We start from the raw sequence: 26,867 nt of genomic DNA on the forward strand, positions 1-26,867 counted from the left end.
TGTTAAACAATGGCAACACCCTGCCGCCTTGACATAGAAACTTGACAACTTGACATAAAAAATGGGGCAATTGCCCCGATTGTAAATGGCATGGCTGCTGAATCGAGATCTGAACCGGGCTGCCTCTCCCTCACCCGAGCCTCTCAACCAGCGGGGAAGCGCTCCGGCTCTCTGCTTCCGAAGGGAGCAAGGTGGGGGATGAGGGCAACTCTGACGTGAATTCAGCCACGCCGTAAATTTCTATAGTTCCTGTCCTCGATGCTAGGTTGTCACCGCCGATCGTGCTGCCGCAGCTTCATCAGGATGAATGCCCAGCCGAGTGAGGTTAATGCGACCGCGACTGTCAATTTCTCGCACTTTCACAATCACTTCATCGCCGATCGCTACTTCATCTTCCACTTTGCCAACGCGATAGTCGGCCAGTTGCGAGATGTGAATCATTCCTTCTTTGCCAGGCAAGAACTCGACAAACGCCCCGATCGGAATAATCCGCGTTACGCGCCCCACATAAACATCGCCTGCATTCAGTTTGCGGGTCATGCCTTCAATGATGCCGCGTGCTTGTTTGGCCTTACTGCCGTCTACGGCTGAAATTGTCACAGTTCCGTCGTCTTCAATATCAACCTTTGCTCCTGTTTGTTCAGTAATACCTTTGATGGTTTTGCCACCTGGCCCAATCACTAAGCCAATTAAGTCTGGATCAATCTTGATAGTGAGTAGACGTGGAGCAAAGGGAGATAACTCCGTGCGGGGTTGATCAATTGCCGCCAGCATTTTTTCTAGGATGTGCATTCGCGCCGGACGCGCTTGATTGATGGCATCGGACACAATGTTCATGGGTAGTCCGGTAATTTTCATGTCCATCTGCAAGGCAGTGATTCCCCCATCCGTACCGGCCACCTTGAAGTCCATGTCGCCCAAAAAGTCTTCAATACCTTGAATGTCGGTAAGAATTCGCACTTCCTCTCCTTCTTTAATCAACCCCATCGCTGCACCACTCACTGGTTTTTCGATCGGCACCCCGGCATCCATCAACGCCAACGTGGAACCGCAAACTGACCCCATCGAAGTTGAACCATTGGACGATAGAACTTCTGAAACCACCCGAATCACATAGGGAAATTTCTCTTTAGGAGGAATGACAGGAACCAACGCCCGTTCTGCCAAAGCGCCATGCCCAATTTCGCGCCGACCAGGCGATCGCATCGGTTTTGTTTCTCCGACTGAATACGGTGGCATATTGTAGTGATGCATGTACCGTTTCTCTTCGTCTGGATGCAGATCGTCTAGCTCTTGGGCTTCACCGGGTGTTCCCAGCGTCACGACTGACATCACTTGGGTGAGTCCACGTTGGAACAGGGCACTGCCATGCACTCGGGGCGGCAAGATTCCAGTTCGGCAAGAAATGGGACGCACCTCATTCAGTTTGCGCCCGTCTACGCGCACCCCTTCCTCGATAATTTGCTTGCGCATCAGTTTTTTGGTGATGCTTTTGTAGGTGTTATCCAACGCCTTGGAATCGGAGGAAACCAGTTCTTGAATGGGGTCATCTTCTGGCAATTCAGCGATCGTTGCTTCCAGCGTTGCTTTAACCTCATCTAACGCCTGGTCGCGTTCCGGCTTGGTCAGTTCAAACCGGGTCAGAATTTGCTTCACCGAATCTGTCACCCGTTCGCTGATGAAATTCTCTAGGATTGGTTCAGGAGGGGTCGGCGCTTCTTCAGTCACTGTAATGCCCAACTCGCTGAGCATGTCGCGCTGAGCCTGAATCAAATCGCGCACAACTTCATAGCCAAAATCGATTGCTTCGATAATATCTTGTTCGGGCAATTGATTCGCGCCTGCCTCTACCATGATGACACCATCGGGCGAGCCAGCCACAACCAGATCCAGATCACCCTGTTCAACTTCGTCGTAGGTGGGGTTAATGATAAAATCATCGCCAATCAACCCAACGCGCACCGCTGCCATTGGGCCATGAAAGGGGATTTTGGCTAGCATCACGGCAATAGAGGCTCCCGTGACAGCTAAAACATCGGGCGGCACGCGCTCATCCAACGACAACGTGGTAGCCACGACTTGAATATCATCTCGTAGCCAACTGGGAAACAGCGGTCGCAACGGTCGATCGATCAAGCGACTGGTTAGCGTAGCCCGCTCAGGAGGGCGTCCTTCCCGCCGCAAGAAGCCTCCCGGAATGCGCCCGGCAGCATATAGCCTCTCTTCATAATCCACAATTAGCGGCAGAAAATCGATCCCTTCTCTAGCAGGTGCGCGAGTTGCCGTAACCAAAACGGCTGTATTTTCAGACTGAATCAATACTGAACCGCCTGCTTGAGGCGCAAGCAGACCTACTTTGAGTCGAATATCCCTACCATCAACGGATATTGACTTATCTATTTCTCCTAGCATGAAGCGGTTTATCCTTAAATTAACGTCCTCTTTTCTTCTTCTGTCGCAATCGTAGCATCGATATTCCAGTCCTGATATCGATCGCGCAATAGCTGCAAGCCTCGATAGCAATCTTTGTATTTTTTAACAAAAGTTAACGCTTTTGTGGATTTCAATGCAACTATCAATGTCAAGGAAATAGCGATAACCCTTATTGTGCCTCAGTTTAATCATATTACCAGACTTGGTAAACCCGATAAAAATAGCAATTGCGGCCAAAAAGCTTTAGACTCAACTAGGAATCATTTTCAATTATGATTTTGATTCTTGTGACAGTAATGTTGTTCTCATCTAGGGCTTGGTTAACGCACGGTGGCTTGGCTTTACTTCAAACAGCTTCCTCCCATCATTCGCTGGTTTATTCGTCCGGCGTTGTTTCTCTCACTGGGGCTACATGCCCTAGTGCTGTTGCTACCGCTGTTGCCCGATCGCAGCACTGAATCAGACGCGGATGACTCGATTGAGATGGAAGAAGCTGCTATCAGTCTCACGCCGCTGCCAGCAGAGCCAACCCCATTTCCTACGGTGGCCGATGCCTCGCCGATGCCCACACCAACCCCTGCACCAACCCCTACACTAACCCCTACACCAACCCCGGTCCCGCCCCCAATTCCTACGCCAATTCCTGCGCCCGCACCCACCGCCGAGCCAACGCCTTTAGTTAGTTCTGAATCCCAAGTAGAGGAACCCCAAGTAGAGGCAGATCCAGATTTATCTTCTCCCTCTCCAACGCCGTCGCTGCCACCCCCACAAAATCAAATCGTAGCTCCTTTTACAAATTTTCCTCATTTGCTGGAGTCCACTGCTTGTGGCAACCAAGCACCAGAGGGGTGTCGGCAGGTCAGCGGTAATTTTCGGCAAGTGAGTCAAGCCTTGAGAGAGCAACTGAGGCAACAGGGCTATACCGTGAGTTCTCGGGACGACTTAGAAGAAACAGGGCGACAAGTGTATACCGTGACAAAAGACGATCGCACCCGATATCTCAGTATCATTTCGTCGGATTTGGGTGGAACCTCCTACGTGCTAGCGGCCGAACCTGTCACCCAAACAGAGATTGATCAAATAGGGACCGTACAAGCAGACCTGGAGGCTAGCTTAAGCCAATTGAGCACAGACGCTCCTGCTGCTATAGTGCAATTTGCTTATCCAGAATTTTTCCTAGTGAGCGATCAACCTCGCCCAGAAATCCGTAATCTATACTCTGTGAATGACACAGCACCGATTGCTTTGGTCGATCGGCTAACGCAGACCTTGCAAACCAATGGATTTCAACTATCGCCTATTGGTGAGTATGGAGGCGGCCCTGTCTATGAAGTGAGTCGTCAGGCGTTTCTTGGATATATAAGTATTGCTCCAACTCTCGATGGCAACGGCTCAATTATCGTGCAATGGCACCAATTGCCAGATTAAGATGAAGATGAAAGCAAAGGGAACCATCTCCCCATCTCCCCGTTCCACTGCCTCAGCTTAGTCCATTCTGCAAGCGTGAACTGGCTTCAACAAGGCGTGGTCAATTTCACGAAATAGGCTATCTAAGCTGGAAAAATTATTGATGACTACATCTGCTTGAGCAATTTTTTTCTCGATCGGCATTTGACTGTCAATGCGGGCTTGAATTTGCTCTAGATTTAGCTGATCACGCTGCATTAACCGCTTTCGTTGTTGGTTGGCGTGCGATCGAACGACCCAAATTTCGGTGACTAAATCCGTCATACGTGCCTCGAACAGTAACGGCACTACTAGCACCACCGTTGTTTGGGCTTGGGCAGCCAATTTTTGTAAGTCTGCTTCTATTCGATCGCGCACATAGGGATGAATTCGTTGTTCTAGCCAAAAACGCTCAGCGGAACAGTTGAATACAATGTCACCCAACCGACGGCGATCGAGCGTTCCATCCGATTGAAGAATGCTGGAACCGTAGCGCTCAATGATGTCAGCCAGTACCTGCGAGCCGGGTTCTACGGCTGAGCGAGCATACACATCAGCATCTAGAATAGGCAGGCCGTGTGTTTCTGCCAAATAGCTAGAAACGGTGGTTTTACCCATACCTACGCCACCCGTCAATCCGATAATGCGTTGTGGTTTTTTCGTCGCTTGCTCCGGCTGAAAATGCTGTGTCAAGTTGCCCTCGTTGCCGCTCTATTTCTATAAGTTAAGCACCGTCACCCACCTACTCACCCACCTGATTTACCCACTTTACAATAGCTTGAACTAATCCTTCTAGAGTGTACTCTCCGGCTTCAACATCAACCCGATTCAGCCATTCTCGACATGCATCCGAGGTTTGGGGACCGATCGACGCAACACACATCGTCTCTGCAAGAGGCAGAAGGGGACGCCCTTGGCTAGCTTCCTGTTGCAGCAGGTGATAGAAACATTGCACCGTTTTAGAACTAGCAAAGGTAATGATATCGATCGTCTGTTGTTGCAATGCAGCGATTGTTTCGGCAGTCATTTGCTGGGCACATCCAGACTCGTAAGCCGCCACCTCCACCACATTAGCCCCTTGGTTGGTCAGTTCTCGCACTAAGACATCCCGACCGCCCGATTCTACCCGGGGAAACAAAATGTTGAGTGTTGGCAAGCGATCGCGCTCTGGAAAATGGTCTACTAGCGAATCTGCCACAAAATTAGGCGGAATGAAATCTGGTTGCAGTCCATGCTGTGTTAGGCTAGCGGCTGTTTTCTTACCCACCACTGCAATTTTGATCCCGGCAAGTGCTCGGGCGTCTTTTCCCTGCTCAACGAGGCGTTGAAAGAAATAATCGACGCCGTTTGTCGAGGTCAAAATCAGCCAATCAAACCGATCGAGCGACTCAATGGCGCGATCGAGAGACTGCCAACTTGAAGGTGGGGTAATTTCCAGGGTCGGCATTTCAATAACCCTGGCTCCTTGCTCTTGCAATAACGTGCTAAATTGGCTCGATTGCCCGGCGGCACGGGTGACTAAGATAGTTTTGCCAGTGAGTGGCTTCGAGGACATAGGCGTAGCAGGTAAGGTGAAAGCAGACAAAGGTGAGGACAGGGACAAATCCGCGACATGGGATTGGGAACGATTGGGTGGAGCGAGTACTGTTTGCGAGAACTCAAGCGGAGCGTGTGCTGTCTGGGAGCGTATGGGCTGAAGATAGGGACGCAGTCTTACCACTTCTCCAATCACAATTACACAGGGGGATAAGGCTTGACGGCTAGTTTGCTGCACGATCGTTTCTAACGTGCCTGTCCAAATCTGTTGGTGGGGTTGTCCAGCCCAGCGGATGACCGCGATTGGAGTTTGAGGCGATCGGCCATGGCGTTGTAGTTGGTCTACAATCACCGCTAATTGCTTCGCTCCCATGAGAATCACGAGGGTTTCCAAAACAGCCAAACTTTGCCAATTTAAGGCAGCAGCGTCATGGGCAGTGAGCACCGCAAAGCAGCGGCTGAGCACCGGATCAGTGAGAGGAATCCCGGCTAGCAATGGCGCCGCTAACGCGGACGAAATTCCTGGCACTACTTCAAAGTCACACTCGGCTGCAACTAACGCCTCAATTTCTGCAACACAACGTCCAAAGATGAACGGATCGCCACTCTTTAAGCGCACTACCTGCCGTCCCCGCTGGCAGTACAGCACTAGCAGCCGATTGATTTCAGCTTGAGGTGGGCTGGGTTTGCCGCCGCGTTTGCCTACATCAAGTTTGGAACACGATTCAGGAACCCATTGTAACAGCGCCTCATCGACCAGCGCATCGTATATCAATACATCCGCCTGAGTGAGCAACTGGTACCCCCGCATGGTCAAGTAGTCCACGCTACCAGGCCCTGACCCAACTAGATAAACTTTGCCATTGCCACGTGTCATTGCGAAGGCGGTCTGTCCTTACAGCCTCTCACTATAGCGTTTTGCAGTTGTTTGAACAAACCGCTCAACGTTAGTAGGAATAGAAACGACTGAAGAAAAGCATGGCTGAGTTTAAAAAGAATTCGTTCTCATCCTCATTCTTTGTCATGCTGCATAGAGTTCACCCCACTGCCGGTGGCGCCTCCCCTTGGGAGAGAGAGGTTGGGAGGGCATCATAGTTAACCTCATAGTTAACCTCATAGTTAACCTCACAGAGAATTCGTTCTCAGTCTCAATTCTTGAGCATCTGAACAGAAATCGATCGGTTTGACAACGCTACCCAGTAAAATTAGAGAGTCTTCTCTATACTGCCCCCATGCCACTTATCTCCTTGCTTCGGTCTTCTTTCTGCCGTATTTTTCCAGGAATAACGAAGGCAATTGCTGGTTGCCTCATCGTTTTGATTGGTGGCGCTGTTATGTTCCTTGCGGAGGGGGCGGCGATCGGTCCTGTTCAACTCGCTGCATTGGCAGCCACCGGGCAAGTGATGTTTCAAGGAACGAGTGAAACTAGTGCTGTTTCTGGCATTGCAAAATTGCAAGATACCGAAGCAGGATTGCAAATTACTCTCGATTTAGAAGCTCCGCCTGGTGAACATGGATTTCATATTCATGAGTTTGGGAGTTGTGCAGATGCAGGCAATGCCGCAGGGGGACACTATAATCCCGATCGAGTCAAGCACGGGTATCTGCTCAGCGATGGCTTCAGTAATGCTCATGCTGGAGATTTGGGGAATGTTAGGGTGAATAGCGATGGCAAAGCCACTTACACCGCTACGGTTTCAGGGTTGAGCCTCACTCAAGGAAAATATTCGGTGGCAGGACGTGCCATGATTGTGCATGAGAAACCAGATGATTTCGGTCAGCCAACCGGCAACGCAGGGGGAAGACCAGGTTGCGGCACGATTATACTGACCTCAGCTAATTGAGCATTTCAAGAATCGAGCTTTTGGTTTCTTCAAGCTATTTTGATTCTGTCATCGCTTTCATCTTCAATTAGTTTTTCAATCTCTCTCCAAATCATCTCCTTTTTCGGTATAAAATAATCTATCTATTTGTGAAATTTGGTGATTGGTGAGTCAACCAGGATTTGGTAGAGTGCTATGGTATAAATTACATCTCCATCTCAATAGTCAATGACGACTTCTCTGCCGGACTTTCAATTCTTTCAGGGAAATTCCTTGTCTGATCTGTTTACTCAAGATATTGCGGATAAGCGCGTTGCCCTGATCCTAAATTATCCAGCGACAGCCAGTTGGGCAGCCTATCCCAATACGCAACGTTATTTTCTCCAAGATGGTAGTAGTGAGGCGACCAAAACATCGTTTGACAAAGTTTGTCAGAAAGAACCCTGGAAAAATTTGGCGGTATTAGGAGACGCGCTACCAGGTGTGGTCATTCGTTCACCACAAGCGTTGTTGTTGCAATATTGGCGAGATTCTTTTGGCTTTTGCTATCCTCATCTGGAGATCATGGATTGTTCAACGTATTTAGATGACCTCAACCAGAGCGATCGCATCGATCAAGTGATTACGCTGTTCCCATTTGACCAATTGCGACCCGAAAAACACGCGATTGATCCAAATACGCATTATCGATTGCTGAGCAAGGCCACATTAAACGAATTGGGAGTGCCTTGTCCAAACTATCAGACCTACCATTTGGATCAGGTGACGCTCAACCAACTTCAGCTTCCTCAACACTTTCCCTACTTGATTAAAACCTCGCATGGTCTTTCCGGTGAAGGAACCTATATCATCCGCAATACTGGCGATCTTAACTACTGTCTAGAAGAACTGAAAAAATATTTGGACATTCATCTACTAAAAACAATTATTGTCTCAGAGTTCGTCAAGAATGAAATTAATAATTACTGTGTACAATTTTATGTAAATCAGAATGGCGATATTGCATTAATTGGTGTCACTCAACAACTGGTTGATGCAGCGGGTAATTATTTAGGTGGTTTAGTTGACTATAACAATGATCTAAGCAAGTTTCTGGGAATGATTACAGCGGTGGGGCGTTATGCCCATCAACAGGGATATTTTGGTGTCATTGGTTTTGATGTATTAGAAGATCAAGATGAACAACTCTATGCAATCGACGCCAACTTCCGCATCAACGGCTCAACCCCCCTGTGTTTACAGCGCCATCAATTGTTGAAACTCAACAAAGCGATCGCCAAATACTCTAGTAGTTACCGAATGGAGGGAACATTAGACGAAATTCTGACTACCCTCAAATTCCATCTCGATCGCAAAGATTTTCTCATTCTTTCAGCCCTGGAAAAAGTGAAATACGGTAAAATCTACACTGAAATCTACGGCATAGTAACTGGAGAAACTCGAGAGGACATGCAACAGATCGAGCGAAATTTATACACTCAAGGTTTGCATTTGACAAACTGGTGAGTCGCTGGCAACTGGAAACCGCCTGTGCCACTAATGTGGTACTTTGCATCATTTTGCATCACTTGAATGGACTCACAAGATCATTGACGTACCGAAAAAATTCTATAGTTGGCTCTCTTTTTTAGTTGGCTCTCGTCAGAAATGAAGTTTTGGCTTGAAACCCTTCCCGTAATAAGGCATTTACCGTAGACTGATGATCGCGCACACGAAACTGAGCACCAAACCGGACAATTTCTCGCCGATTGCCGCCGTTGATCACTGCTAAGACAGGGACTTTACCCGTGTCTTCTTCACCACGTTGTTCAAGTAATACCGTTCGAAGACGATGTTGTTTGGTGATGTCTCTGGCAATGTCTGGTGCAATCTCTACCATTACCATGCGCACATCATCAATCGGTTCCACATCATCAATGATAAATTGTGCCCGATCGTCGCGGCGATCGACTTTGCCCCAAATCATCAGGCGTTGATCAACTTGCAGATAGTGACCAATGCGCTCAAAGGATTTGGGGAACACCACTGCATCAGCTTGTCCAGTCAGGTCTTCAATTTGCAACACCGCCATTCGATCGCCTTTTTTAGTGACAACGGGCTTGATGCTACTGATCATAACGATCGCACTCAACGTTACGTTATCCGGTTTATTATCTAGATCCCCGATGTTAATGGGAGCTAATACTTTTGCTGCGTGTTGCACTGCCTTTAAAGGATGATCGGAAATATAGAAACCCAACAATTCCTTCTCAAGTTTGAGTTTTTCAGGTGGCGGTAAATCAGCAACAGGGGCAGCTTTAGGAGCACTCTCAAAGCCACTCGTTCCAGTATTGGTGGTGGTTGTGTCGCTACCAAACATCATGTCGAACAAATTGCCTTGTCCAATTTCCCGGTCTTTAGCTCGCGATTGGGCCCAGTCCAATACCAATTCCAGATCATGAATTAATTGATTGCGGTTAGGGGCAATGCCATCAAGCGCCCCACACTGGATTAAGGCTTCCAGAGCACGACGATTGACGGTACGAGGGTCAATGCGATCGCACAAATCCGCAAGCGACTTAAACGGGCCGCCTTCATCCCGTGCTTTGAGGATATTCTCCACGGCTCCCTCGCCCACATTGCGTACTGCTGATAGCCCAAACAAAATACTGCCCGACAACGGCGTAAAATCCACCCCCGAGCGATTGATATCCGGTGGCTCCACAGTGATGCCCATATTCAAGCAGGTGGCAATGTAGCGCTGCACCTTGTCTTGATCGCCTTTGTTGGCGGTGAGCAGGGCCGCCATATATTCCACCGGATAGTGGGCTTTTAAATAGGCAGTTTGATAGGTGACATAGCCGTAAGCGGTGGAGTGCGATTTGTTGAAACAATTAGAGGCAACCAGTCCGTTGGCTAATAAAAAATTATGGTCGATCGATTCAACCCCAATATCATAAACAGGTTGAATGCCAAGTGATTTGCGATCGACAATTTTTACCATTATTCTTTACCTCTAAAGCACTCAAATTTTAACTTGAATAATGAACTTAAAGTGATTGAAAAACAGACTGCATATTCAACACAAAACCAGGTAGAATGTCTTCTCCTGACAAGAATTTGGGATTATCGAGCGTTTCAGTGGGGCGTTGCGATCGATAAATCTCAACCTGTCGATTTTTGGGATCAATTAGCCAACCCATTAGTTTTATTACCGGATCAAGCGCCAGAACAAAGGAACTTTTCATATCTTTCTCCGACTCCTTCATGCGTTGCTACACCCATTGTTGCAGAGACTTACTTAATGAATTGGTGAAAGGCGAGCTTAACCCAGAGCAATGTTAACAACTGGATGCAAGTGGTTTAACAAAACTACCAGAGATGGGCGATCGAACCTCTATTTGCTTTAAGTCTAAACCGCGATTGAAAATTTCATCGATTGGCAGCATTTCTCCCTCTATTGTCATAAATCGATGATCTTTGGTTGCCTGAATGATGGAACCATCTTCTAATAAATATTCAAACAGTTCTTGCTTACCGCGATCGTGCCATTGAGCGATCGGTTGAGCATAGATAAATCCATTGGCATCCACACTGTAAACGGCACAGTTGATCTGCTGTTCCACAATTTTTCCGATCGGTAAGGCTCCGTATTCAACAGTGAGAATTTCAGTTTCGTAACTGAGGCAATACTCGGCAAACTTGACCATTTGCTCAAATAAATTTGCCGCCACTTTCGGAGGAACACCAGTCTTTTTTGCACCTTCGACAAAAATACTTTGGTGCTTTTCCATCTCCTCTTTCTTTTTCTTACCCATCGCCCGCCGCAGCAGATCGGCCTGTCCTAAGGAATAGCCACCCATATCTTGAGCAATCTTCATGATTTGCTCTTGATAGACCATGATTCCGTAGGTTTCACTCAGGATTGACTTTAACAAATCGTGGTCATATTCAATCTTTTCAAGCCCGTGTTTGCGGTTGATGAACTTGGGAATTAGTCCAGCATCTAGCGGGCCGGGTCGATACAAAGCTAGCACTGACGAGATATCTTCTAACCCAGAGGGTTTGAGATCGCGGACAATTTGCCGCATTCCTGAAGATTCTAACTGAAAGATGCCTTCCAGTTCTCCCTTGGCTAACAGTTGATACGCCTTTGAATCATCCATTGGCAAATGATCTAGATCGATCGTCACCTGATGGGTTTGGGCGATTAACTCCACCGTTTTTTGAATCATCGTCAGGTTCTTTAGCCCCAAGAAGTCCATTTTTAATAGACCCAGAGCTTCAATATCTTCCATGTAATATTGCGTAAATACGGCTCCATCCGCGTTACGTTGCAGGGGCACAATTTCATCCAGTCGCTCAGCCGAAATCACCACCCCTGCCGCGTGAATCCCCACACTTTTGTTGGTGCCCTCGATCCGCATAGCCATGTCAATCCAATGCCGCACCTTGGGATCGTTTTCATATTTCTCCTTAAACTCGGGAGCCGGAGTTTGCTCTGAGATCATTACCTTGAGCTTGGTGGGTTTGCCGCGCACCACCGGAATCATCTTCGCCATCCGATCGGACTCTGCATAGGGAATGTCCAGCACCCGCGCTACATCTTTCAGCACCGCTTTCGAGGTCATGCGGTTATAGGTAATGATTTGCGCCACGCGATCGGTTCCGTATTTTTCTGTAACGTATTGGATCACTTCATCGCGACGATCGATGCAAAAGTCAGTGTCAATATCCGGCATTGATTTCCGTTCGGGGTTGAGGAAGCGCTCGAACAGCAGACCGTGATGCACCGGATCAATATTGGTAATCCGCAATGCATAGGCCACCAGTGACCCAGCGGCTGAACCCCGTCCTGGACCTACAGGAATCCCTCGATCGCGGGCAAATTTAATGTAATCCCACACCACCAGAAAATAGGCATCAAAGCCCATCTGGTGCATCATTTGCAACTCATAATCTAACCGCTCTTTATAAACAGGCTCGACATCATCGTAAGATTGCAACTCGAAGCGCTCAACCAGTCCTTGTCGCGTCATTTCTTCCAAGTAGGTAGATACGGTAAAGCCGTCAGGCACTGGATAGTCGGGAATGCGCGGAGAGCCAAGAATTTCGTAGGGTTCGATTTTTTCAGCCACTTCTAGCGTGGTGGCGATCGCCTCTTCAATTACGTCATCCGTTAGGTGATCGCGGAAGAGATAGCGCATTTCCTCTGCCGATTTCAGAAACTCAGTGCCGCTATAGCGCAACCGTTGTTCTTCTACAATTAGCTTGCCCGTTTGAATACAGAGCAAGGCATCGTGGGCTTCTACGTCGTAGCAAGAGGTGAAGTGAGAATCATTGGTGGCAATGATTTTGATCTCTAGTTCGCGAGCAATATTGACCAGTTCCACATTGATAATCCGGTCTTCTACATAACCGTGATCTTGAATTTCTAAATAATAATCCTCACCGAACAAGTCTTTGTACCACTGCGCTCGCTGTCGGGCAATATCAGGGCGGCCTTGCAAAATCGCCTGCGGTACTTCTCCGGCTCGACAACCACTCGTAACGATTAACCCTTCGTGGTATTTTTCCAAATACTCTTTATTAATGCAGGGGCGCGAAAAAATACCCCGCCCTTGTATTCCTTGCAAATGCGAGATTGTGGTGAGTTTAACCAAGTTCTTGTAGCCTTGGGTGGTTTTGGCTAAGACAATTTGATGGTAGCGAGGGCGGCGTTCTTGCTTGGTGATATCGCCGTTGATGACATACATTTCGTTGCCGATGATCGGCTTCACGCCTTTGGCTTTGCATACCTTTAGTAGTTCGATCGCTCCATACATGACGCCATGATCTGTGAGGGCAATCGCAGGCATTCCTAACTCAATCACGCGATCAACTAGTTCTGGTAGCTGACTGGCTCCATCCAGCAAACTGTAGTCACTATGGGTATGTAAACCGACAAAGGACATAGACTCTCTCACACCACACGTAGGGTTGAGATTAGATTAACCGATTTTGCTCACTATATCTAGCGTTTTTTAATCTTTGACGCTAAATGTAACTGACGAAGATTTCAAGCTTTCAATAGAGGTCAGGACGCCGTCGAACAGACAACATTATGGCAGGATACAGTGAGATCACAAGGCGTGACGAAATGTGACTATGACCCAGCAATGCTTACCGGGATAAAGCAGACGAACAACCACTGGCCTGAGTATAACGCAGGTCTTAACGACAAGGGATGGGCCTTAGTTTTTCCAGCTTTGTGAGGCTTGCTCGGAAGATGCGATCGTGGCTTTGAGGACTGAAGGAATTTGCGACAGGATGCGATCGGCAACTTGGGTAGGCGACTCCTGGTCTTCTACGTGAATGTGGAGATCGGCTTGGGCATAGAGGGACTGTCGCTGGTGTAGCAAGTCTGTTAGTTTCTGCCGAGGATTGTCGCCAGCCAGCAAGGGACGAGTGCGATCGTGGCTCAACCGTTGAGAAAGCTGATCAACACCAACATCCAGCCAAACAATTAATCCATGCCGTAAATAGCTCCAGTTCATTTGTTGCAGAACAATGCCACCGCCCGTAGCAATGACTAGCTTTGTATAGGCAGATAGTTCAGCCAAAACTTGAGATTCTAGTTCGCGGAAGGTAGGCTCGCCCAAATTGGTAAAGATGTCAGCGATCGACTGCTCAGCCGCTTGCTCAATCACCGCATCTGTATCAAAGAAGTGATATCCCAACTGCGTAGCTAAAATTTTTCCAACCGTTGATTTTCCCGACCCCATCATGCCAATGAGGTAAAGGTTGAGTCCCTGAAGAAGATTACTTGACAAAACACCGTCCCTAATCACAGCTGCCGCTCAGTACCAGTGCACTTGCGCTTGGACTTATTGTACTGACTCCGACTGCCTTTTGCTTAATCTGGAGAATTGAACCGTGGACATGGCTGAAGGGCAACTCCGACTTGAATGCAGTAATGCCGAAACATGAAAAGGGAGCGATCGGGGTCAATTCAGCCAATTAGACAGCATCAACTTTGCCCGGTCATGCCCCCCAATCTCACGCTCGGCAGTTAGCGTACTCAATCGGCAGGCTTCATCAGTGCACCAATAAATATTCACCGCCTGAACCGATGAATATTTATTGACAGCACCAATCAACCTTCGATCGAGTCCCTAACATCCACAACCTGAGTGACCACAACCGTCGCCACTTTGATGACCATTAGCACAGGCTTCGCTGCAATAGTGCTTACCGTCTTTTTCGATCGCATCACTGAGATTGACGACACACAGACAGGGTTCGCAGGCACACTTCATTTGAGTCACCGTTGTCATGGTGTTACTCCTTGGTAAATTCAGTTCATCTCCATTACTATAACATATGAACATACATTCAGATATAGTAAATTGTATTGTTGCTACATAGAACAACCCTTCGGACCGTTTTTGTGTAGATGTTGAAAACCCTTGCCACGTCGCAAATTTCGACCCTCACCCTCAATCCCTCTCTCAACATGGCAGAGAAACTCCAATTCGGCTCCCCTTGGTCCTTTTGGAGAGCAGGGGTTAGGGGATGAGAGCGTTTTGCACAAAAGTGTCCGGACTATTGACAAAAATAGAAGGCAATCTGCAAATTGCCTTCTAATGCAGAACGAACGTTTGTTAACGCTGATGGTCTCTAGAACATTTTGTGAGCCAATAAGTTACGAGCCAATATATTGTGATTCACATTGTTCATCGGAGTCCACTACGGAGAGGTTTCATGGATGGGGGTGTGCATTCCAGCATTATCTGGCAATCGACGCCACTTGCCGTCTTCTCCCCGCTGATAATGCTCATTCAGTTCGATCGTCTGCCAAGCAACCTGTGCGGCAGTCTGTTCATCATTATTGCTTGCCATGATGCTGTTATAAGCCGCTAGGAAAAGGCGCTGCGCTTCTTCGGGTAAAACCTCTTTCACGTCTTGAGGTAATGTATCCATCGTTAAAGCATTACTGCTTTCCTGACGGGCCATGTTTGACTCATCTGCCTGCATGTTTGGTGGAGAGTTATCCGTTGCCTGCTGATCTTGAGAAGCTTTTTGGCGTTGCTCTACCTGATCTTCAAAACCAATCGTTTGGTCTTGCCGATCGTGATCAGTCTGATTAGTTTGTGCTTGACCAGAACCAGAAGAATTCGCTGTCATGGTATAAATTCCTTTCAAGGCTTTATATGATTTATGTGTTGAAGTTTATGTTAGTTCTAGTTCAATTACTTCACCTCTGTCTAATGAAAGAATGAAAAATTGTGTTCAATTACGATGTGATGCTCAATTCAAAATAGCGTATTACTATCTCAGTCAAAAGACATAGATGCTTCACTGATTGATTCACAATTTAAGACTACATCTATGACAACAGTGTTAACTAAAAAAGTTACTTGATTAGATCATGCGCTTTTTCTTTCTTCTCCCTTGGCTTGAAAGACATCACGTCTTTCCTGAAGAGGTTTGCGATAGAATCAATCGCGCCTCTTCTTGCACAATGGGAGATTAACATAGGAGATCAATGACCGTAGAATTGCGAACGGTTGTGTTTAGGGCTGCACGACATCATTACATACAGTGGTAATCTTTGTAGAAAAAGTAGATCGACGTTATGTCTCCTCGATCGCAACCTGAGCGTGAACCATCAACGGCTGAAGAATCCTTGGCTAGCCCGTTGGGGGCAACTGATCTAGCCGACGTTATGCAAGCCATCATGCGGATTGGGATATTAATGTTGCGCAGTGGCACGGTCAGTTTTCGGGTAGAGCAAGCCATGCACCGATCGGCGAAAGCATTGGGGGCCGATCGGTTGGATGCGTTTGTCACCCTGACGGGCATCATGGCTTCTGTTCACTGCAACAATCAGCACTATACGCAAATCGCTCGCGTTAAAAATGTAGGAGCAGATATGAATCGCCTCAGTGCAGTAGAACGGTTGTCGCAAACCATCCCGCCTCACACGACGGCAGACACCGTTTGCCAAATTCTTGATCAAATTGAAGCGGCACCCCTACTCTATCCCAACCCCTTGAGAATCGTCTTGGTTGCAGTTGCGTGTGGGTGCTTTGCGGTGCTGAATCAGGGTGACGCAATCGAGTGGCTGGCTGCCGCTGGGGGGGCGGGTGTGGGGCAAACCGTTCGCAGTTACCTTCAGCAAAGCCACCTCAATCTCATCGCTGTCACAATTCCCTGTGCCGCTATTGCTACGGTTGTCTGCCATCTCATCATGCAGGGGGTCGCGCTCATTGGCTGGACACCAGAGAACACCCAGGCGGGGTTTCTGGCAACCGTGCTGTTTTTGGTACCAGGAATGCCGCTGGTGACAGCGGCTTTAGACTTAGTGCGCTTTGATTTAAGCTCTGGCATGGCGCGGATTGCTCATGCTCTGATTGTCATGTTCAGTGTCGCGATCGGCATTTTGCTAGTTGTTCCCTTGATTGGACTATCGATTCTATAGCCGCTTAATTTGCAGCAAGCAGTTGGCTACAGAAGGACAAGTTCATGCCGTCAACCGGCATCACAACGCTAAGTAGCGCACTCAGTAGACAATCCTCCTAGTTTGGTTCGATCAATCCATCGAGTTGGCTCAGAAAGTGGAAATATAGGAAAAATCAGGGCCCGATCGCCGTGCCCTGACACCACACAAATCTGCACTCCCCTATTGCTCAGGGATAAGGAACTGACAACATCACCAACGATGACGTTTCATAGCGTTTCATAGCGTTTCCGATATGTGGCTTCTGTTCCCCCGACGGTCGCCGTCCCCTTAGGCAGGGAGAGGATAGGGGTCATCAAGAGATATCACCAGGTTTGAAACACTATCTTACCGACCGTTACTGAGCAATTCGGCAATCACCCGATGTTCATCTGGAGGCACACCGGGATCGGTCTTACGGGCATCCGTAATCAGCCAATCTAACGCTGCCGCTTGCACATCGATCGCCGCTCCGGTTTTGTCTACACAATAACGACCAAAAACCAGCTTATCAACCAAGCGCACGCCTGGGCCTAACCGCGAATATTCAAAAATGACACTGTTGTCCACGGTGGCGTTGCTGCAAATGTGGCAGCTTGGCCCAATCATCGATGGGCCAATAATTGTGGCACCATCCTCGATGCGAGTCATCGCGCCAATATAAACCGGCCCACGAATGTCTACTTTGTCCCAGTTCACCACAACATTTAGCCCCGTATAGATTCCTGGGGCTACTTCCTTACCCGGAATGGGTACATTTTTGACCTTGCCCAGCAATACATCGCGAATTGCTTGCCAGTAGTCGGGCACTTTCCCAATATCGACCCATTCAAAGTCCATTGAGACTCCGTAGAACGGTGCACCCATTTCTACGAGTTTAGGAAACAGTTGTCCACCGATGTCATATTCTACGCCTGAAGGAATATAATCGAACACCTCGGGTTCAAAGATATAAATTCCAGTATTGATGTCGGTGCTGAGGGCTTCGTCTATGGAGGGTTTTTCTTGGAACGCTTTGATACGTCCTTCTTCATCCGTCACGACTACACCATAGCTAGACACTTGATCACGCGGCACCGATTTCATCACCACCGTCGCGATCGCCCCTTTACTGCGATGCCACTCTACAGCCTTGGTTAAGTCTAGATCAATGAGCGCGTCTCCACAGAGCACGATAAACGTGTCATCAAAGAATGGATAAAAGTCCTGAATGCGGCGCATTCCACCAGCAGAGCCTAGCGCCTTGCCCACCAATTCGCCATCCACAATATTTCCTTCAAACGAGTAGGCAATTTTCACCCCAAACCGCTGTCCATCTCGAAAATAGTTCTCAATTTCGTTAGCCAAGTGGCTGACGTTAACCATAATTTCGTCAAATCCGTGCTGCCGCAACAGTTCCAGCAGAAATTCCATAACAGGCTTCTGCAAAATTGGAATCATGGGTTTAGGGATGGTGTAGGTGATGGGACGAACGCGAGTCCCCTTACCGGCTGCCAGAATCATGGCTTTCATAAACTTCTATCCCTCTGTACCTGAGATGAAAACACAATAGGCATGAATCACGAATGCGTGAGCAATTGTGAGAAAACACTCTCCAATTTTCCACGAACTGTGAAGATAACCAAGATAAAATCTTGATTTTGTGAAAAAATTTGCAGAATCTATACTTAAGTAAAATTACGGAAGATTTTAACGCAAACTTCCTGCTCTATCAGAAAGATTCCCAACGAGCGGATTCCACAAACTTCTACAATCAGCAGTTAAATCAGTTTTTTTGATTCATCCTTTCATAATGACTGATTTCAGCTTATGAGTGAAGGGTTACGTTGACAATCCCATGACCGATCGATAGTGCTGTTCTACATCCACAACGCTGGTGGTTGAGTATTGCTGAGGGGGTTGGCTGTACCTCAACAGTTCTTGTTTTAGCATAGTCACATCTACGGTTTGAATCTTGCCATCGGCAACAATTCGTTGACCATTCACCCAGACACTATCCACTGCTTGGGTTGGCCGCCCCAGAACCAACAGCCCAACGGGATCAGTTTGAGGAAGCAGCGAGAGACTCGTTAAGTCATATAGCACAAAATCGGCTTTTTGCCCGATCGCAATGCACCCCATCTGCTGCTCTAACCCTAACCCCTTTGCCCCGCCAATACTAGCCATCTGTACCGCTTCGTGAGGCGTAATCCAGTGGCGATAGTCTGAGTCGGTGATGTTGTGGAGGATTGTGCCGATTTTGATAGCTTCCAAAACATCTTGGGCATCGTTGCTAGCAGAACCATCACAGCCAAAACACACATTCACCCCCGCTTGACGAAATTTCAAAATAGGAGCAATGCCACTACCTAAGCGCAAATTGCTCAACGGGTTATGAACCACTGTTGCTCCTGTAGCGGCTAGAATATCAATCTCTGCATCATCAAGCCAAACGCAATGTGCCAGAGATGTGTGTGGCCCCAAAAACTCAAGACGCTTGAGATGTTCTACCGCGCTACAGCCATATTTCTCCTGAGCCAAGATCTGTTGTGCTCTCGTTTCCAGTAAGTGCGTATGACGGCAAAGCTGGTAGCGTTCGCTCAATTCAACGCCTTTTTGCACGAGTACATCACTGCAAAGCTGAAGCCCTGTCGGTGATATGACGAGATTGATGCCGCGATCGGGGCAATGGTGCATTAAGATGGCTTCCTCTAGCAGATCTAGCACAGCTTTGGTTTGGCGCTGGGGATCTGGCGCGGTGCCATTAGAAGGCAGGCTAGTGGGGAGAGACTGGTCATGCACTAAGGGCGCGACAAATGCTCGAATTCCCACCTGTTGATAGGCCCGCACAGCGGCGTCAATCGTTTCTCGTTCGCGACCAGGAAGTAACAACAAGTGATCCACGATCGTCGTTCCACCTGATAGCAGCGTTTCTACGGCTGTGCCCAGCGCACTTAGGTATATCTGTTCCGACTGCAATAACTTCGGGCTATATAGCTCAAACAACCATAGCTCTAGCGGTAATGGCGGAATGCGCCCGCGTTGCCAAAATTCTGGTGAATGCGTATGAGCATTGACAAACCCTGGCAAGAGCAGCTTATTTTGTCCATCGATGGTGTCTCCAGCGATCGGTAAATTGACACCAATCGCGGTGATTCGATCGGCTTCAACTTGAACATCTAGCGTCTTATATCCCTGATCGGTTAAGACTAGGGCATTTTGTATCGTAAATACCACACAACACCTTATGTCTGGTTATATCTGATGATTGATCAACTGATTCTTTTCACAATAAAGGATTTTTAAGGTGAATGAATGCTTTTTTATGGTAGTCATCTGAGTAGCCATTTGTGGTAAACATTCACCCTAGAGAAATCATCAATGTTTATCAATGGTAAGTGTTAACTCAATTGAGATTTATCATCACTTTTCCATCAATAGAACATATCAAGTTGGAGAGAAATCGTGTTTGAACGTATTACATTACCTGACATGCCTTTAGTTTCTCCCTATTGTCATGCTGTACGCGCCGGAGATTTTCTGTTTGTCACCGGGCAATTGGCTCAAGATCCACAAACTGGAGCGATCGTCCGGGGAAGTATTGAAGATCAAACTCGCCAGGTCATGGATAACCTGAAGCGCGTTTTAGATCATGCTGGAACTAGTTTCAATCGCGTCACGATGGCTCGGATTTTCCTCACCGACATTCGTTTTATTCAGACCGTTAATCAAATTTATGCCTCCTACTTCCATTCCGATGAACTGCCTAGCCGCACAACGATTGGCATTACGGGCTTGGCAGGTTTGGGAGACATTGAGATCGATCTGATTGTGTATTGTGGGGATTAGGGATTAGGGATTGGGAGTTGGGATTATGAAGTTGGGAAATACTCATCCACCTGGTTGACTGATTGGTTGACTAATATATTTTCGCCCCTCATTCCCCAACCCCTACTTCCATAGGGGGCAATGGGAAGTCGAAACGATGGGGTGAATTTCAACGTCCCTCGCTGGCTTTGACAGAGAAATTTAGGGTGAGGACGGAAACCTTGGGTCAGGCAATTAGTTCATTCACTCAACCTCTCTTCAAAACGTGGTATTTAATACTGAATTGAAAGTGACTTTTGCATTAGGACAGCAGTACATCAAAACAGTAGGCTAGTGTATGAATCAATCGCTGCGATCGCTGGGAATTCCACCTAACGCTTGGTTGGTAGATGCTGAAACAGCAGATCTAACTCGACCACCGTTGATTCCGCGCCCCATTATTCTTCCAACCGACACGAAACAATTGCGTTTAGACCTGGCTAAAGCAGCTATGGTGGTGATTGACATGCAGAATGATTTTTGTCATCCCGACGGTTGGTTAGCTCATATCGGCGTAGATATAATGCCCGCCCGCGATCCCATCAAACCATTGAAACAGCTATTACCAGAACTGCGCAGCGTGGATGTGCCGATCGTCTGGGTCAATTGGGGAAACCGACCGGATTTGCTCAACATCAGCCCAGCTTTGCGCCATGTTTACAATCCCACCGGTGCAGGGATTGGACTAGGCGATCCCTTACCCAAGAACCATGCGCCTGTTTTAACGAAAGGGAGTTGGGCCGCCGCCGTAGTGGATGAGTTGACGATCGAACCGACCGATATTCAAGTCGATAAATATCGCATGAGCGGATTTTGGGACACCCCGCTCGACAGTATTCTACGCAATTTAGGCAAAACCACCTTGTTCTTCGCAGGAGTCAACGCCGATCAATGTGTCATGACCACTCTGCAAGACGCCAATTTTCTCGGCTACGATTGTATTTTGATTCGCGACTGCACTGCAACAACCTCTCCAGACTACTGTTTGCAAGCAACCTTTTATAACGTCAATCAGTGCTTTGGATTTATCACCGAGTCTCAAGCCCTATTGACCGCTATTCAATAGCTCAAATCAGCACCGAGTAAATTTGTTCGGCTTTTCTCTTTTCTTGTCCTAACCCCCAACTCTCAACTCCCAATCCCTAGCTCCCAATCGGAGGAACCGCTCTATGAATGCAATGGCAACAACCTGTGTCATTCCTGTAGTGAAAACGCCCAAAGATTATCAGGCGTTTCGGATCAGCCCACAAGATACTAACCGCTTGGCGATCGTTTTTGATCCAGTCATTGCCAACATGTCCTTGACCTACTGTGTCGAAATTTTTGATGTAGGCGGTAAAACACCCCCCAACCGTCATCAATTGGCTGTGGAAATGTTCTTTGTGCTGAAGGGCGAAGGGATAGCAACCTGTGACGGTAAAACGGTTCCGATCCGGGCAGGAGACAGTATTTTAGTGCCTCCGACTGGAACCCATGTCATTGAGAACACCGGCTCAGGACGGCTCTATGCCCTCTGCATCATGGTTCCCAATGAAGATTTTGCTGAATTAATTCGCAGTGGCACTCCAGTAGAATTGGACGAGGAGGATCTATCGGTGTTACGGCGATCGGACAGCTTGTTAATCTAGTGCTAAGGTACTGTTTACTGCCATCATTTGCACCACACTTAGCCATCTGTAATCAGTCATCTGGTTGCTCTGGAAATGTGCGTGCTGAGCAAGCAGGGAAGAAGATTGAGTGCTACCATGGGATAGAGTTTTGTCTAATCTAGATTAACTCAGGTTAGAATTAAGAACGATCGCTAAGGGCATGTAGCTCAGGGGATAGAGCACCAGATTCCGGTTCTGGGTGTCGCAGGTTCGATTCCTGCCATGCTCGTTTAGATGAAAATGCCTGAACTAAAGTACCAGTTTCTATCCTCGGTCTTCTATACGATTCGGGGGAATCGAGTGGCAAGTTGCTGGTTTGCCATAGGAGAGGGACTCAGAGCCAAGGAGAGCAGAAGCGCCACCAATGCGTGAGCTTCTTTAAAACCCGTTGTCGCTTTTTCGGTGGCAGAAACCGGGTGAAGTTGTCACAATGACGACATCAAGCGCCCCGAATCAACCGATTACCTCGACTGACTAGACCTATGAAATCGATCGCTGCTCAGATGGCTGCTCAGATGAATCTGCCGTTGCTACCGTCTCGTACTGAAATGGAACAAGCGGTAGCCAACAAAGATGCCACTTATGATGGCATGTTTTTTGTGGCCGTTCGTACCACCGGAATTTTCTGTCGTCCGTCCTGTCCGGCTCGCTCCAAACCGGAAAATAACGAATTCTTTTTTACCATTCGTGAAGCTGTTTTTGCTGGATATCGCCCTTGCAAACGCTGTTGTCCCACCGAAGTATATGGTGCACAGCCCGATTGGGTGGTGGCGCTGATGCAGAAAATGGAAGCAAATCCCGATACTAAACTCACTGGCGACGATCTGCGGGCATTGGGAATTAGCCCGGAACGGGCCCGGCGGTGGTTTCGCGAGCAGTATGGCATGACTTTTGCGGAATGGTGTCGCGGCCGTCGGTTGGCTGATGCCTTTATTCAAATTCGTGCAGGAACAGCGATCGATGATGCTGTGATGAACACAGGCTATGAATCGCATAGCGGTTTTCGAGACGCCTTTAACAAAACCTTTGGTGTGCCGCCTGGACAATGCAATGCGACAGATTACATCGCTATCCAGATGCTAGAAACGCCGTTGGGGCCGGTGCTGGTGGGGGCAGTGCGCGATGGCCTTTGCTTAGTGGAATATACCGATCGCCGCCTGTTGGAACACAACTACACCACCATGCAGAAGCAGTTTGGCTACCCAATTTTGCCAGTCACGAATGACGCGATCGAACAGTTGCGCGACGAGTTGACCCGCTATTTTGCTGGTACCCTTTCGGACTTCACAGTCCCCCTCGTACCCCATGGAACTCCATTCCAGACAAAAGTATGGGCAGAACTATGCCGCATTCCTCAGGGCGAAACCATTTCCTATGATGAACTGGCGCACCGCATTGGTCAACCTACAGCCGTTCGGGCTGTGGCCAGAGCGAATGGCATGAATCGCATCAGTATTTTGATTCCCTGTCATCGCGTGATTGGCAAAGATGGACGGTTAACTGGTTATGGCGGTGGCTTGTGGCGCAAGCGGCTCTTGCTGGAACTGGAGCGATCGGGGAGGTTTCCAGGGATTGGGGAGTAGGGAGTGGAGAATTGGGAAGATCGATTGATATTTAGTACAGATATTTCGTTCAATCCTTCGGACAGTGTTTATGAGAACACTGTCCCCCCTGGCATGCTGTCAGTTTTAGCCCTCACCCTCAATCCATCTCCCGTGTTGAGAGAGGAAAGTTGATCTGGCTCCCCATTGCCCAGCTTGGGAGCAGAGGCTGGAGGAGAAGGGCGGTTTGGCATAAAAGGTCTGGACGCTTGTTAGTAAAGAACGTCACGCTATCCCAAGGTTACATCTAGAAACATCATCAATATAAAGCCGCTCATTACGCCGATCGTGCCTGCTTTTTCATAGCCCAAGCGGTTGGATTCTGGGATAATTTCATCACTAATTACAAACAACATTGCCCCGGCTGCAAACCCCATTGCAATTGGTAATACAGGTTGGGCAAGTGACACGGCTGCGGCCCCAATGATGCCTCCGATCGGTTCGACTAAGCCGGTCAGAAAGCTAATGCCGATCGCCTGTTGCTTAGAATATCCTTCCGATACCAGTGACAACGCCACAACAAGTCCTTCGGGAATATTTTGTAACCCAATTCCCACGGTGAGCGCAATACCATTTGCAATATCATCGCCACCAAACCCCACGCCAACGGCTAAACCCTCAGGAAAATTGTGCAAAGCAATGGCAATCACAAACAACCAAACGCGCTTGAGGTTGACGATATCCGAACCTTCTCGTCCCTTAAAGAAATGCTCGTGTGGAAAGTATTGATTACTAAACCATAAAAAAGCGCCACCCATGATGATACCGATTGTCACCATTAATGCGGCAGCAATTTCACTACCCCATACTGTATCACCCGCCTCAATCCCTGGCACAATGAGCGAAAAGGCGGTTGCTGCTAACATCACTCCTGCACCAAAGCCCATCAACACACCCTGCACCTGTTGAGTGATGCGGCGAATAAATAAAATGGGCAATGCACCAAGCCCTGTTCCAAGACCGGCGATTGCGCTACCAATTAGACCAAGATAAACCGTGGGAAGAGACATAATTAGCAGACTAGCAGATAGAGTAACCTGCTTGCATTCGGTCGGTATCAAAGTGACATTCACCCGTCCCGTTTCAAAGTTCAGTTCGCCTGCTGTTGCGGATGAAAGTAATCGTAAATTTGCTGCGCCATTTTAGGTCCAATGCCCGGAACTTCGGCAATTTGTTTAGGGCTGGCTTCTCGGAGATAATCGATCGATCGAAAATGGGCCAGCAGTTGTTTTTGCCGATGATGTCCCAGTCCGGGGATTTCGTCTAGGCGAGACCGCCGCATTCGATCGCTGCGCTGCTGCCGGTGAAAGCTGACAGCAAAGCGGTGAGCTTCGTCGCGTAACCGTCGCAATAGCTGTACTCCAGGTTGTTCAGCTTCAGTGGTTAAGGGCAATGATTCACCAGGCAAGAAAATCTCTTCCCGCTGCTTGGCTAAGCTCACAACCTTCACATCTTCCAGCAGGTTCATCTCCCGCAGCACCTCCACCACCGCTGAAAGCTGCCCCTTGCCGCCGTCAATCATCACCAGATCGGGAAAATCAGACGCGGCGTTGGGGGTGAGGTGTTGAGGACTGGCAGAGGTGTCCAATGCCTGATCTTTGCTCCCTGATCCTGACTTGGCATACTTGCGAAAGCGACGGCGAATTACTTCGGCCATGCTGGCAAAGTCATCCGAATGGCCCGATCGCACGGTAGGATTTTTGATCTTGTAGTGGCGATAGTGCTGCTTGGCAGGAACCCCATCAACAAACACAACTTGCGACGCGACGGCGTCAGAACCTTGAATGTGCGAAATATCGTAGCCCTCAATCCGGTGCGGCAGATCGGGCAAATCAAGAATGGTGGCCAGATCGAGCATGGCCTGGTTATTGCGATCGGCAAAGCGCTGAGTGCGGGCTAGCTCATACCCTGCGTTACGTTCCACCATTTCAATCAAATCGGCTTTGGTTTGTCGTTGCGGCACATCAATCGAAACTTTTCGCCCCTTGCGCTGCGACAGAAACTCTGCCAGCATTTCGTGTTCGGGCAATTCGTGCTGAGTCAAAATTTCGGCAGGAATTTCCACCGAATCTACCGTAGAGTAATGCTCTTCCAACGCCCGCTGCAAAATTGCTCCTGGTGTACCCGATTGAGCATCTGCCATGAAGCCTAATCGACCAACTAACCGCCCCGCCCGAATTTGGAAAAGCTGAATACAGGCAAACTGTTCATCAGCCATCAGAGCAATCGCATCTCGTGATACGGTGTCATCGGGCAACGCCACTTTTTGATCGGCCGTAAGGGATTGCAACCCGCGAATTTGATCGCGCAGTCGCGCCGCTTGTTCAAAATTCAACGCTTCAGCAGCTTGTTCCATTTGTGCCGTCAGAATATCTTCTAATTCTTTGGAGCGTCCCTGGAAAATCATCGCAATTTTGCCAATCATTTTGCGATATTCGTCGGCTGACACCATTTTCTGACAAACGCCCAAGCAGCGCCCAATATCAAAATTCAGGCAGGGGCGATCTTTAAACAGGGGTTGGGGACGCTGACGCAACGGAAAAATCCGTTTCACTAGTCGCAGGGTGCTCTTGAGCGCAAACACATCAACATAGGGCCCATAGTAGCGATCGTCCTTCTTACCCAAGTGCCGCTTGCGCGTAATAAAAATGCGGGGATATTCCTCAGACCAGGTGATGCAGAGGTAGGGATATTTTTTGTCATCTTTCAGCAGCACATTGAAATGGGGCTGGTGCTGCTTAATTAAATTCGCTTCCAGTGCTAGGGCTTCGGCTTCGGTATCGGTGACAATAAACTCGATTTCTGCCACCTGCATCACCATCAAGGCAATACGAGGATTGTGTTCGTGCTTGTCGCGAAAATAGGATCGCACCCGCGATCGCAGTTTCTTCGATTTACCGATATACAGAATGTTATCGACCGCATCCCGCATGAAGTAAACCCCCGGTTCCGGCGGAATTTCCTTCAGCCGAGCTTCGAGGCGATCGGGAGTTTTGATCAGGGGAGTGATTTTGGATGGGTTAGGGGTTGGAAGATGGGGGTTGGAAGTTGAGGATATAGTCACAAGCGCGGG

20 protein-coding genes, 1 tRNA gene and 1 pseudogene are annotated in these 26,867 nt (G+C 48.3%); 9 read left to right on the forward strand and 13 right to left on the reverse strand.

The features are described 5' to 3' along the window. Nucleotides 1-261 precede the first annotated feature (261 nt). Nucleotides 262-2,412 carry a polyribonucleotide nucleotidyltransferase gene (locus OXH18_RS16555; protein ID WP_268608212.1) on the reverse strand — a complete coding sequence of 717 codons (2,151 nt, stop codon included), beginning with the start codon at nucleotides 2,410-2,412 and terminating at the stop codon, nucleotides 262-264. A gap of 351 nt (nucleotides 2,413-2,763) precedes the next feature. Between OXH18_RS16555 and OXH18_RS16560 the strand changes: the two genes are divergently transcribed. Next, nucleotides 2,764-3,861 carry a hypothetical protein gene (locus OXH18_RS16560; protein ID WP_268608213.1) on the forward strand — a complete coding sequence of 366 codons (1,098 nt, stop codon included), beginning with the start codon at nucleotides 2,764-2,766 and terminating at the stop codon, nucleotides 3,859-3,861. A 57-nt stretch (nucleotides 3,862-3,918) separates the two neighbouring features. On the opposite strand, the gene coaE is transcribed toward OXH18_RS16560, so the two are convergent. Beyond that, nucleotides 3,919-4,497: a dephospho-CoA kinase gene (gene coaE, locus OXH18_RS16565; RefSeq protein ID WP_315874743.1), complete on the reverse strand. Its 579-nt coding sequence runs from the start codon at nucleotides 4,495-4,497 to the stop codon at nucleotides 3,919-3,921. Nucleotides 4,498-4,621: 124 nt separating this feature from the next. After that, nucleotides 4,622-6,292: a uroporphyrinogen-III C-methyltransferase gene (gene cobA / locus OXH18_RS16570; protein ID WP_268608215.1), complete on the reverse strand. Its 1,671-nt coding sequence runs from the start codon at nucleotides 6,290-6,292 to the stop codon at nucleotides 4,622-4,624. A gap of 457 nt (nucleotides 6,293-6,749) precedes the next feature. Here cobA and OXH18_RS16575 point away from each other — a divergent pair, with 457 nt between their 5' ends. Together OXH18_RS16575 and OXH18_RS16580 are read left to right on the forward strand one after the other, a co-directional pair. Next, nucleotides 6,750-7,259: a superoxide dismutase family protein gene (locus OXH18_RS16575; RefSeq protein ID WP_268608216.1), complete on the forward strand. Its 510-nt coding sequence runs from the start codon at nucleotides 6,750-6,752 to the stop codon at nucleotides 7,257-7,259. A 207-nt stretch (nucleotides 7,260-7,466) separates the two neighbouring features. Then, nucleotides 7,467-8,744 carry an ATP-grasp domain-containing protein gene (locus OXH18_RS16580; protein ID WP_268608217.1) on the forward strand — a complete coding sequence of 426 codons (1,278 nt, stop codon included), beginning with the start codon at nucleotides 7,467-7,469 and terminating at the stop codon, nucleotides 8,742-8,744. A gap of 121 nt (nucleotides 8,745-8,865) precedes the next feature. Here the strand turns inward: OXH18_RS16580 and OXH18_RS16585 are convergent, their stop codons facing one another. From OXH18_RS16585 to OXH18_RS16610, 6 genes and pseudogenes are all read right to left on the reverse strand, one after another. Next, nucleotides 8,866-10,221 (reverse strand): helix-hairpin-helix domain-containing protein, encoded by a 1,356-nt coding sequence (locus tag OXH18_RS16585; protein ID WP_268608218.1) that lies wholly within the window; start codon nucleotides 10,219-10,221, stop codon nucleotides 8,866-8,868. A 46-nt stretch (nucleotides 10,222-10,267) separates the two neighbouring features. Continuing rightward, nucleotides 10,268-10,420 (reverse strand): annotated as a pseudogene (locus OXH18_RS16590) (Uma2 family endonuclease); the annotation flags it as partial. Between the two features lie 138 nt (nucleotides 10,421-10,558). Continuing rightward, entirely contained in the window at nucleotides 10,559-13,171 is a 2,613-nt protein-coding gene (locus OXH18_RS16595; protein ID WP_268608220.1) for a DNA polymerase III subunit alpha, read from the reverse strand. Between the two features lie 279 nt (nucleotides 13,172-13,450). Continuing rightward, complete coding sequence (locus OXH18_RS16600) at nucleotides 13,451-13,984, reverse strand: shikimate kinase (protein ID WP_315874744.1); 534 nt, start codon at nucleotides 13,982-13,984, stop codon at nucleotides 13,451-13,453. A gap of 387 nt (nucleotides 13,985-14,371) precedes the next feature. Continuing rightward, a complete protein-coding gene (locus tag OXH18_RS16605; protein WP_268608222.1) occupies nucleotides 14,372-14,533 on the reverse strand; it encodes a metallothionein in 162 nt (53 codons plus the stop codon). Between the two features lie 412 nt (nucleotides 14,534-14,945). Continuing rightward, complete coding sequence (locus OXH18_RS16610) at nucleotides 14,946-15,383, reverse strand: ChaB family protein (protein ID WP_268608223.1); 438 nt, start codon at nucleotides 15,381-15,383, stop codon at nucleotides 14,946-14,948. Nucleotides 15,384-15,834: 451 nt separating this feature from the next. On the opposite strand from OXH18_RS16610, the gene OXH18_RS16615 reads away from it, so the two are divergent. Next, nucleotides 15,835-16,680 (forward strand): threonine/serine exporter family protein, encoded by an 846-nt coding sequence (locus OXH18_RS16615; RefSeq protein WP_268608224.1) that lies wholly within the window; start codon nucleotides 15,835-15,837, stop codon nucleotides 16,678-16,680. Nucleotides 16,681-17,046: 366 nt separating this feature from the next. Here the strand turns inward: OXH18_RS16615 and OXH18_RS16620 are convergent, their stop codons facing one another. Together OXH18_RS16620 and OXH18_RS16625 are read right to left on the reverse strand one after the other, a co-directional pair. Further along, nucleotides 17,047-18,210 (reverse strand): NDP-sugar synthase, encoded by a 1,164-nt coding sequence (locus OXH18_RS16620; protein ID WP_268608225.1) that lies wholly within the window; start codon nucleotides 18,208-18,210, stop codon nucleotides 17,047-17,049. Nucleotides 18,211-18,519: 309 nt separating this feature from the next. Then, nucleotides 18,520-19,914, reverse strand: coding sequence for an amidohydrolase (locus OXH18_RS16625; protein ID WP_268608226.1), 1,395 nt, complete (start codon nucleotides 19,912-19,914; stop codon nucleotides 18,520-18,522). 228 nt (nucleotides 19,915-20,142) lie between these two features. Here OXH18_RS16625 and OXH18_RS16630 point away from each other — a divergent pair, with 228 nt between their 5' ends. The 5 genes from OXH18_RS16630 to OXH18_RS25210 all read left to right on the forward strand — a co-directional run bounded on the left by OXH18_RS16630 (nucleotide 20,143) and on the right by OXH18_RS25210 (nucleotide 23,776). Then, entirely contained in the window at nucleotides 20,143-20,526 is a 384-nt protein-coding gene (locus OXH18_RS16630) for a RidA family protein (protein ID WP_268608227.1), read from the forward strand. 316 nt (nucleotides 20,527-20,842) lie between these two features. Continuing rightward, nucleotides 20,843-21,610 carry a cysteine hydrolase family protein gene (locus tag OXH18_RS16635; protein WP_268608228.1) on the forward strand — a complete coding sequence of 256 codons (768 nt, stop codon included), beginning with the start codon at nucleotides 20,843-20,845 and terminating at the stop codon, nucleotides 21,608-21,610. Between the two features lie 112 nt (nucleotides 21,611-21,722). After that, entirely contained in the window at nucleotides 21,723-22,172 is a 450-nt protein-coding gene (locus tag OXH18_RS16640; protein ID WP_268613199.1) for a cupin domain-containing protein, read from the forward strand. 177 nt (nucleotides 22,173-22,349) lie between these two features. Beyond that, nucleotides 22,350-22,422 (forward strand) — tRNA-Arg (locus tag OXH18_RS16645). Between the two features lie 253 nt (nucleotides 22,423-22,675). Then, nucleotides 22,676-23,776, forward strand: a complete 1,101-nt coding sequence (locus OXH18_RS25210) for a bifunctional transcriptional activator/DNA repair enzyme AdaA (protein ID WP_290428415.1) — start codon at nucleotides 22,676-22,678, stop codon at nucleotides 23,774-23,776. Nucleotides 23,777-24,024: 248 nt separating this feature from the next. Here the strand turns inward: OXH18_RS25210 and OXH18_RS16660 are convergent, their stop codons facing one another. Together OXH18_RS16660 and uvrC are read right to left on the reverse strand one after the other, a co-directional pair. After that, on the reverse strand, nucleotides 24,025-24,804 hold the full coding sequence (locus OXH18_RS16660) for a ZIP family metal transporter (RefSeq protein ID WP_268608229.1): 780 nt from the start codon (nucleotides 24,802-24,804) through the stop codon (nucleotides 24,025-24,027). 80 nt (nucleotides 24,805-24,884) lie between these two features. Beyond that, nucleotides 24,885-26,852 (reverse strand): excinuclease ABC subunit UvrC, encoded by a 1,968-nt coding sequence (uvrC, locus tag OXH18_RS16665; protein WP_268613200.1) that lies wholly within the window; start codon nucleotides 26,850-26,852, stop codon nucleotides 24,885-24,887. Between the last annotated feature and the right edge of the window lie 15 nt (nucleotides 26,853-26,867).

Origin of the sequence: Thermocoleostomius sinensis A174 (genome assembly GCF_026802175.1) — a bacterium.
In the GTDB taxonomy this organism is placed as follows: domain Bacteria; phylum Cyanobacteriota; class Cyanobacteriia; order Elainellales; family Elainellaceae; genus Thermocoleostomius; species Thermocoleostomius sinensis.

Bases quoted from the DNA above. Each gene is read 5' to 3' on its own strand.
- OXH18_RS16555 (WP_268608212.1), bottom strand. From the start codon at position 2,412: ATGCTAGGAGAAATAGATAAGTCAATATCCGTTGATGGTAGGGATATT.
- coaE (WP_315874743.1), bottom strand. From the start codon at position 4,497: ATGGGTAAAACCACCGTTTCTAGCTATTTGGCAGAAACACACGGCCTG.
- cobA (WP_268608215.1), bottom strand. From the start codon at position 6,292: ATGACACGTGGCAATGGCAAAGTTTATCTAGTTGGGTCAGGGCCTGGT.
- OXH18_RS16575 (WP_268608216.1), top strand. From the start codon at position 6,750: ATGTTCCTTGCGGAGGGGGCGGCGATCGGTCCTGTTCAACTCGCTGCA.
- OXH18_RS16580 (WP_268608217.1), top strand. From the start codon at position 7,467: ATGACGACTTCTCTGCCGGACTTTCAATTCTTTCAGGGAAATTCCTTG.
- OXH18_RS16585 (WP_268608218.1), bottom strand. From the start codon at position 10,221: ATGGTAAAAATTGTCGATCGCAAATCACTTGGCATTCAACCTGTTTAT.
- OXH18_RS16595 (WP_268608220.1), bottom strand. From the start codon at position 13,171: ATGTCCTTTGTCGGTTTACATACCCATAGTGACTACAGTTTGCTGGAT.
- OXH18_RS16600 (WP_315874744.1), bottom strand. From the start codon at position 13,984: ATGATGGGGTCGGGAAAATCAACGGTTGGAAAAATTTTAGCTACGCAG.
- OXH18_RS16605 (WP_268608222.1), bottom strand. From the start codon at position 14,533: ATGACAACGGTGACTCAAATGAAGTGTGCCTGCGAACCCTGTCTGTGT.
- OXH18_RS16610 (WP_268608223.1), bottom strand. From the start codon at position 15,383: ATGACAGCGAATTCTTCTGGTTCTGGTCAAGCACAAACTAATCAGACT.
- OXH18_RS16615 (WP_268608224.1), top strand. From the start codon at position 15,835: ATGTCTCCTCGATCGCAACCTGAGCGTGAACCATCAACGGCTGAAGAA.
- OXH18_RS16620 (WP_268608225.1), bottom strand. From the start codon at position 18,210: ATGAAAGCCATGATTCTGGCAGCCGGTAAGGGGACTCGCGTTCGTCCC.
- OXH18_RS16635 (WP_268608228.1), top strand. From the start codon at position 20,843: ATGAATCAATCGCTGCGATCGCTGGGAATTCCACCTAACGCTTGGTTG.
- OXH18_RS16640 (WP_268613199.1), top strand. From the start codon at position 21,723: ATGGCAACAACCTGTGTCATTCCTGTAGTGAAAACGCCCAAAGATTAT.
- OXH18_RS25210 (WP_290428415.1), top strand. From the start codon at position 22,676: ATGAAATCGATCGCTGCTCAGATGGCTGCTCAGATGAATCTGCCGTTG.
- OXH18_RS16660 (WP_268608229.1), bottom strand. From the start codon at position 24,804: ATGTCTCTTCCCACGGTTTATCTTGGTCTAATTGGTAGCGCAATCGCC.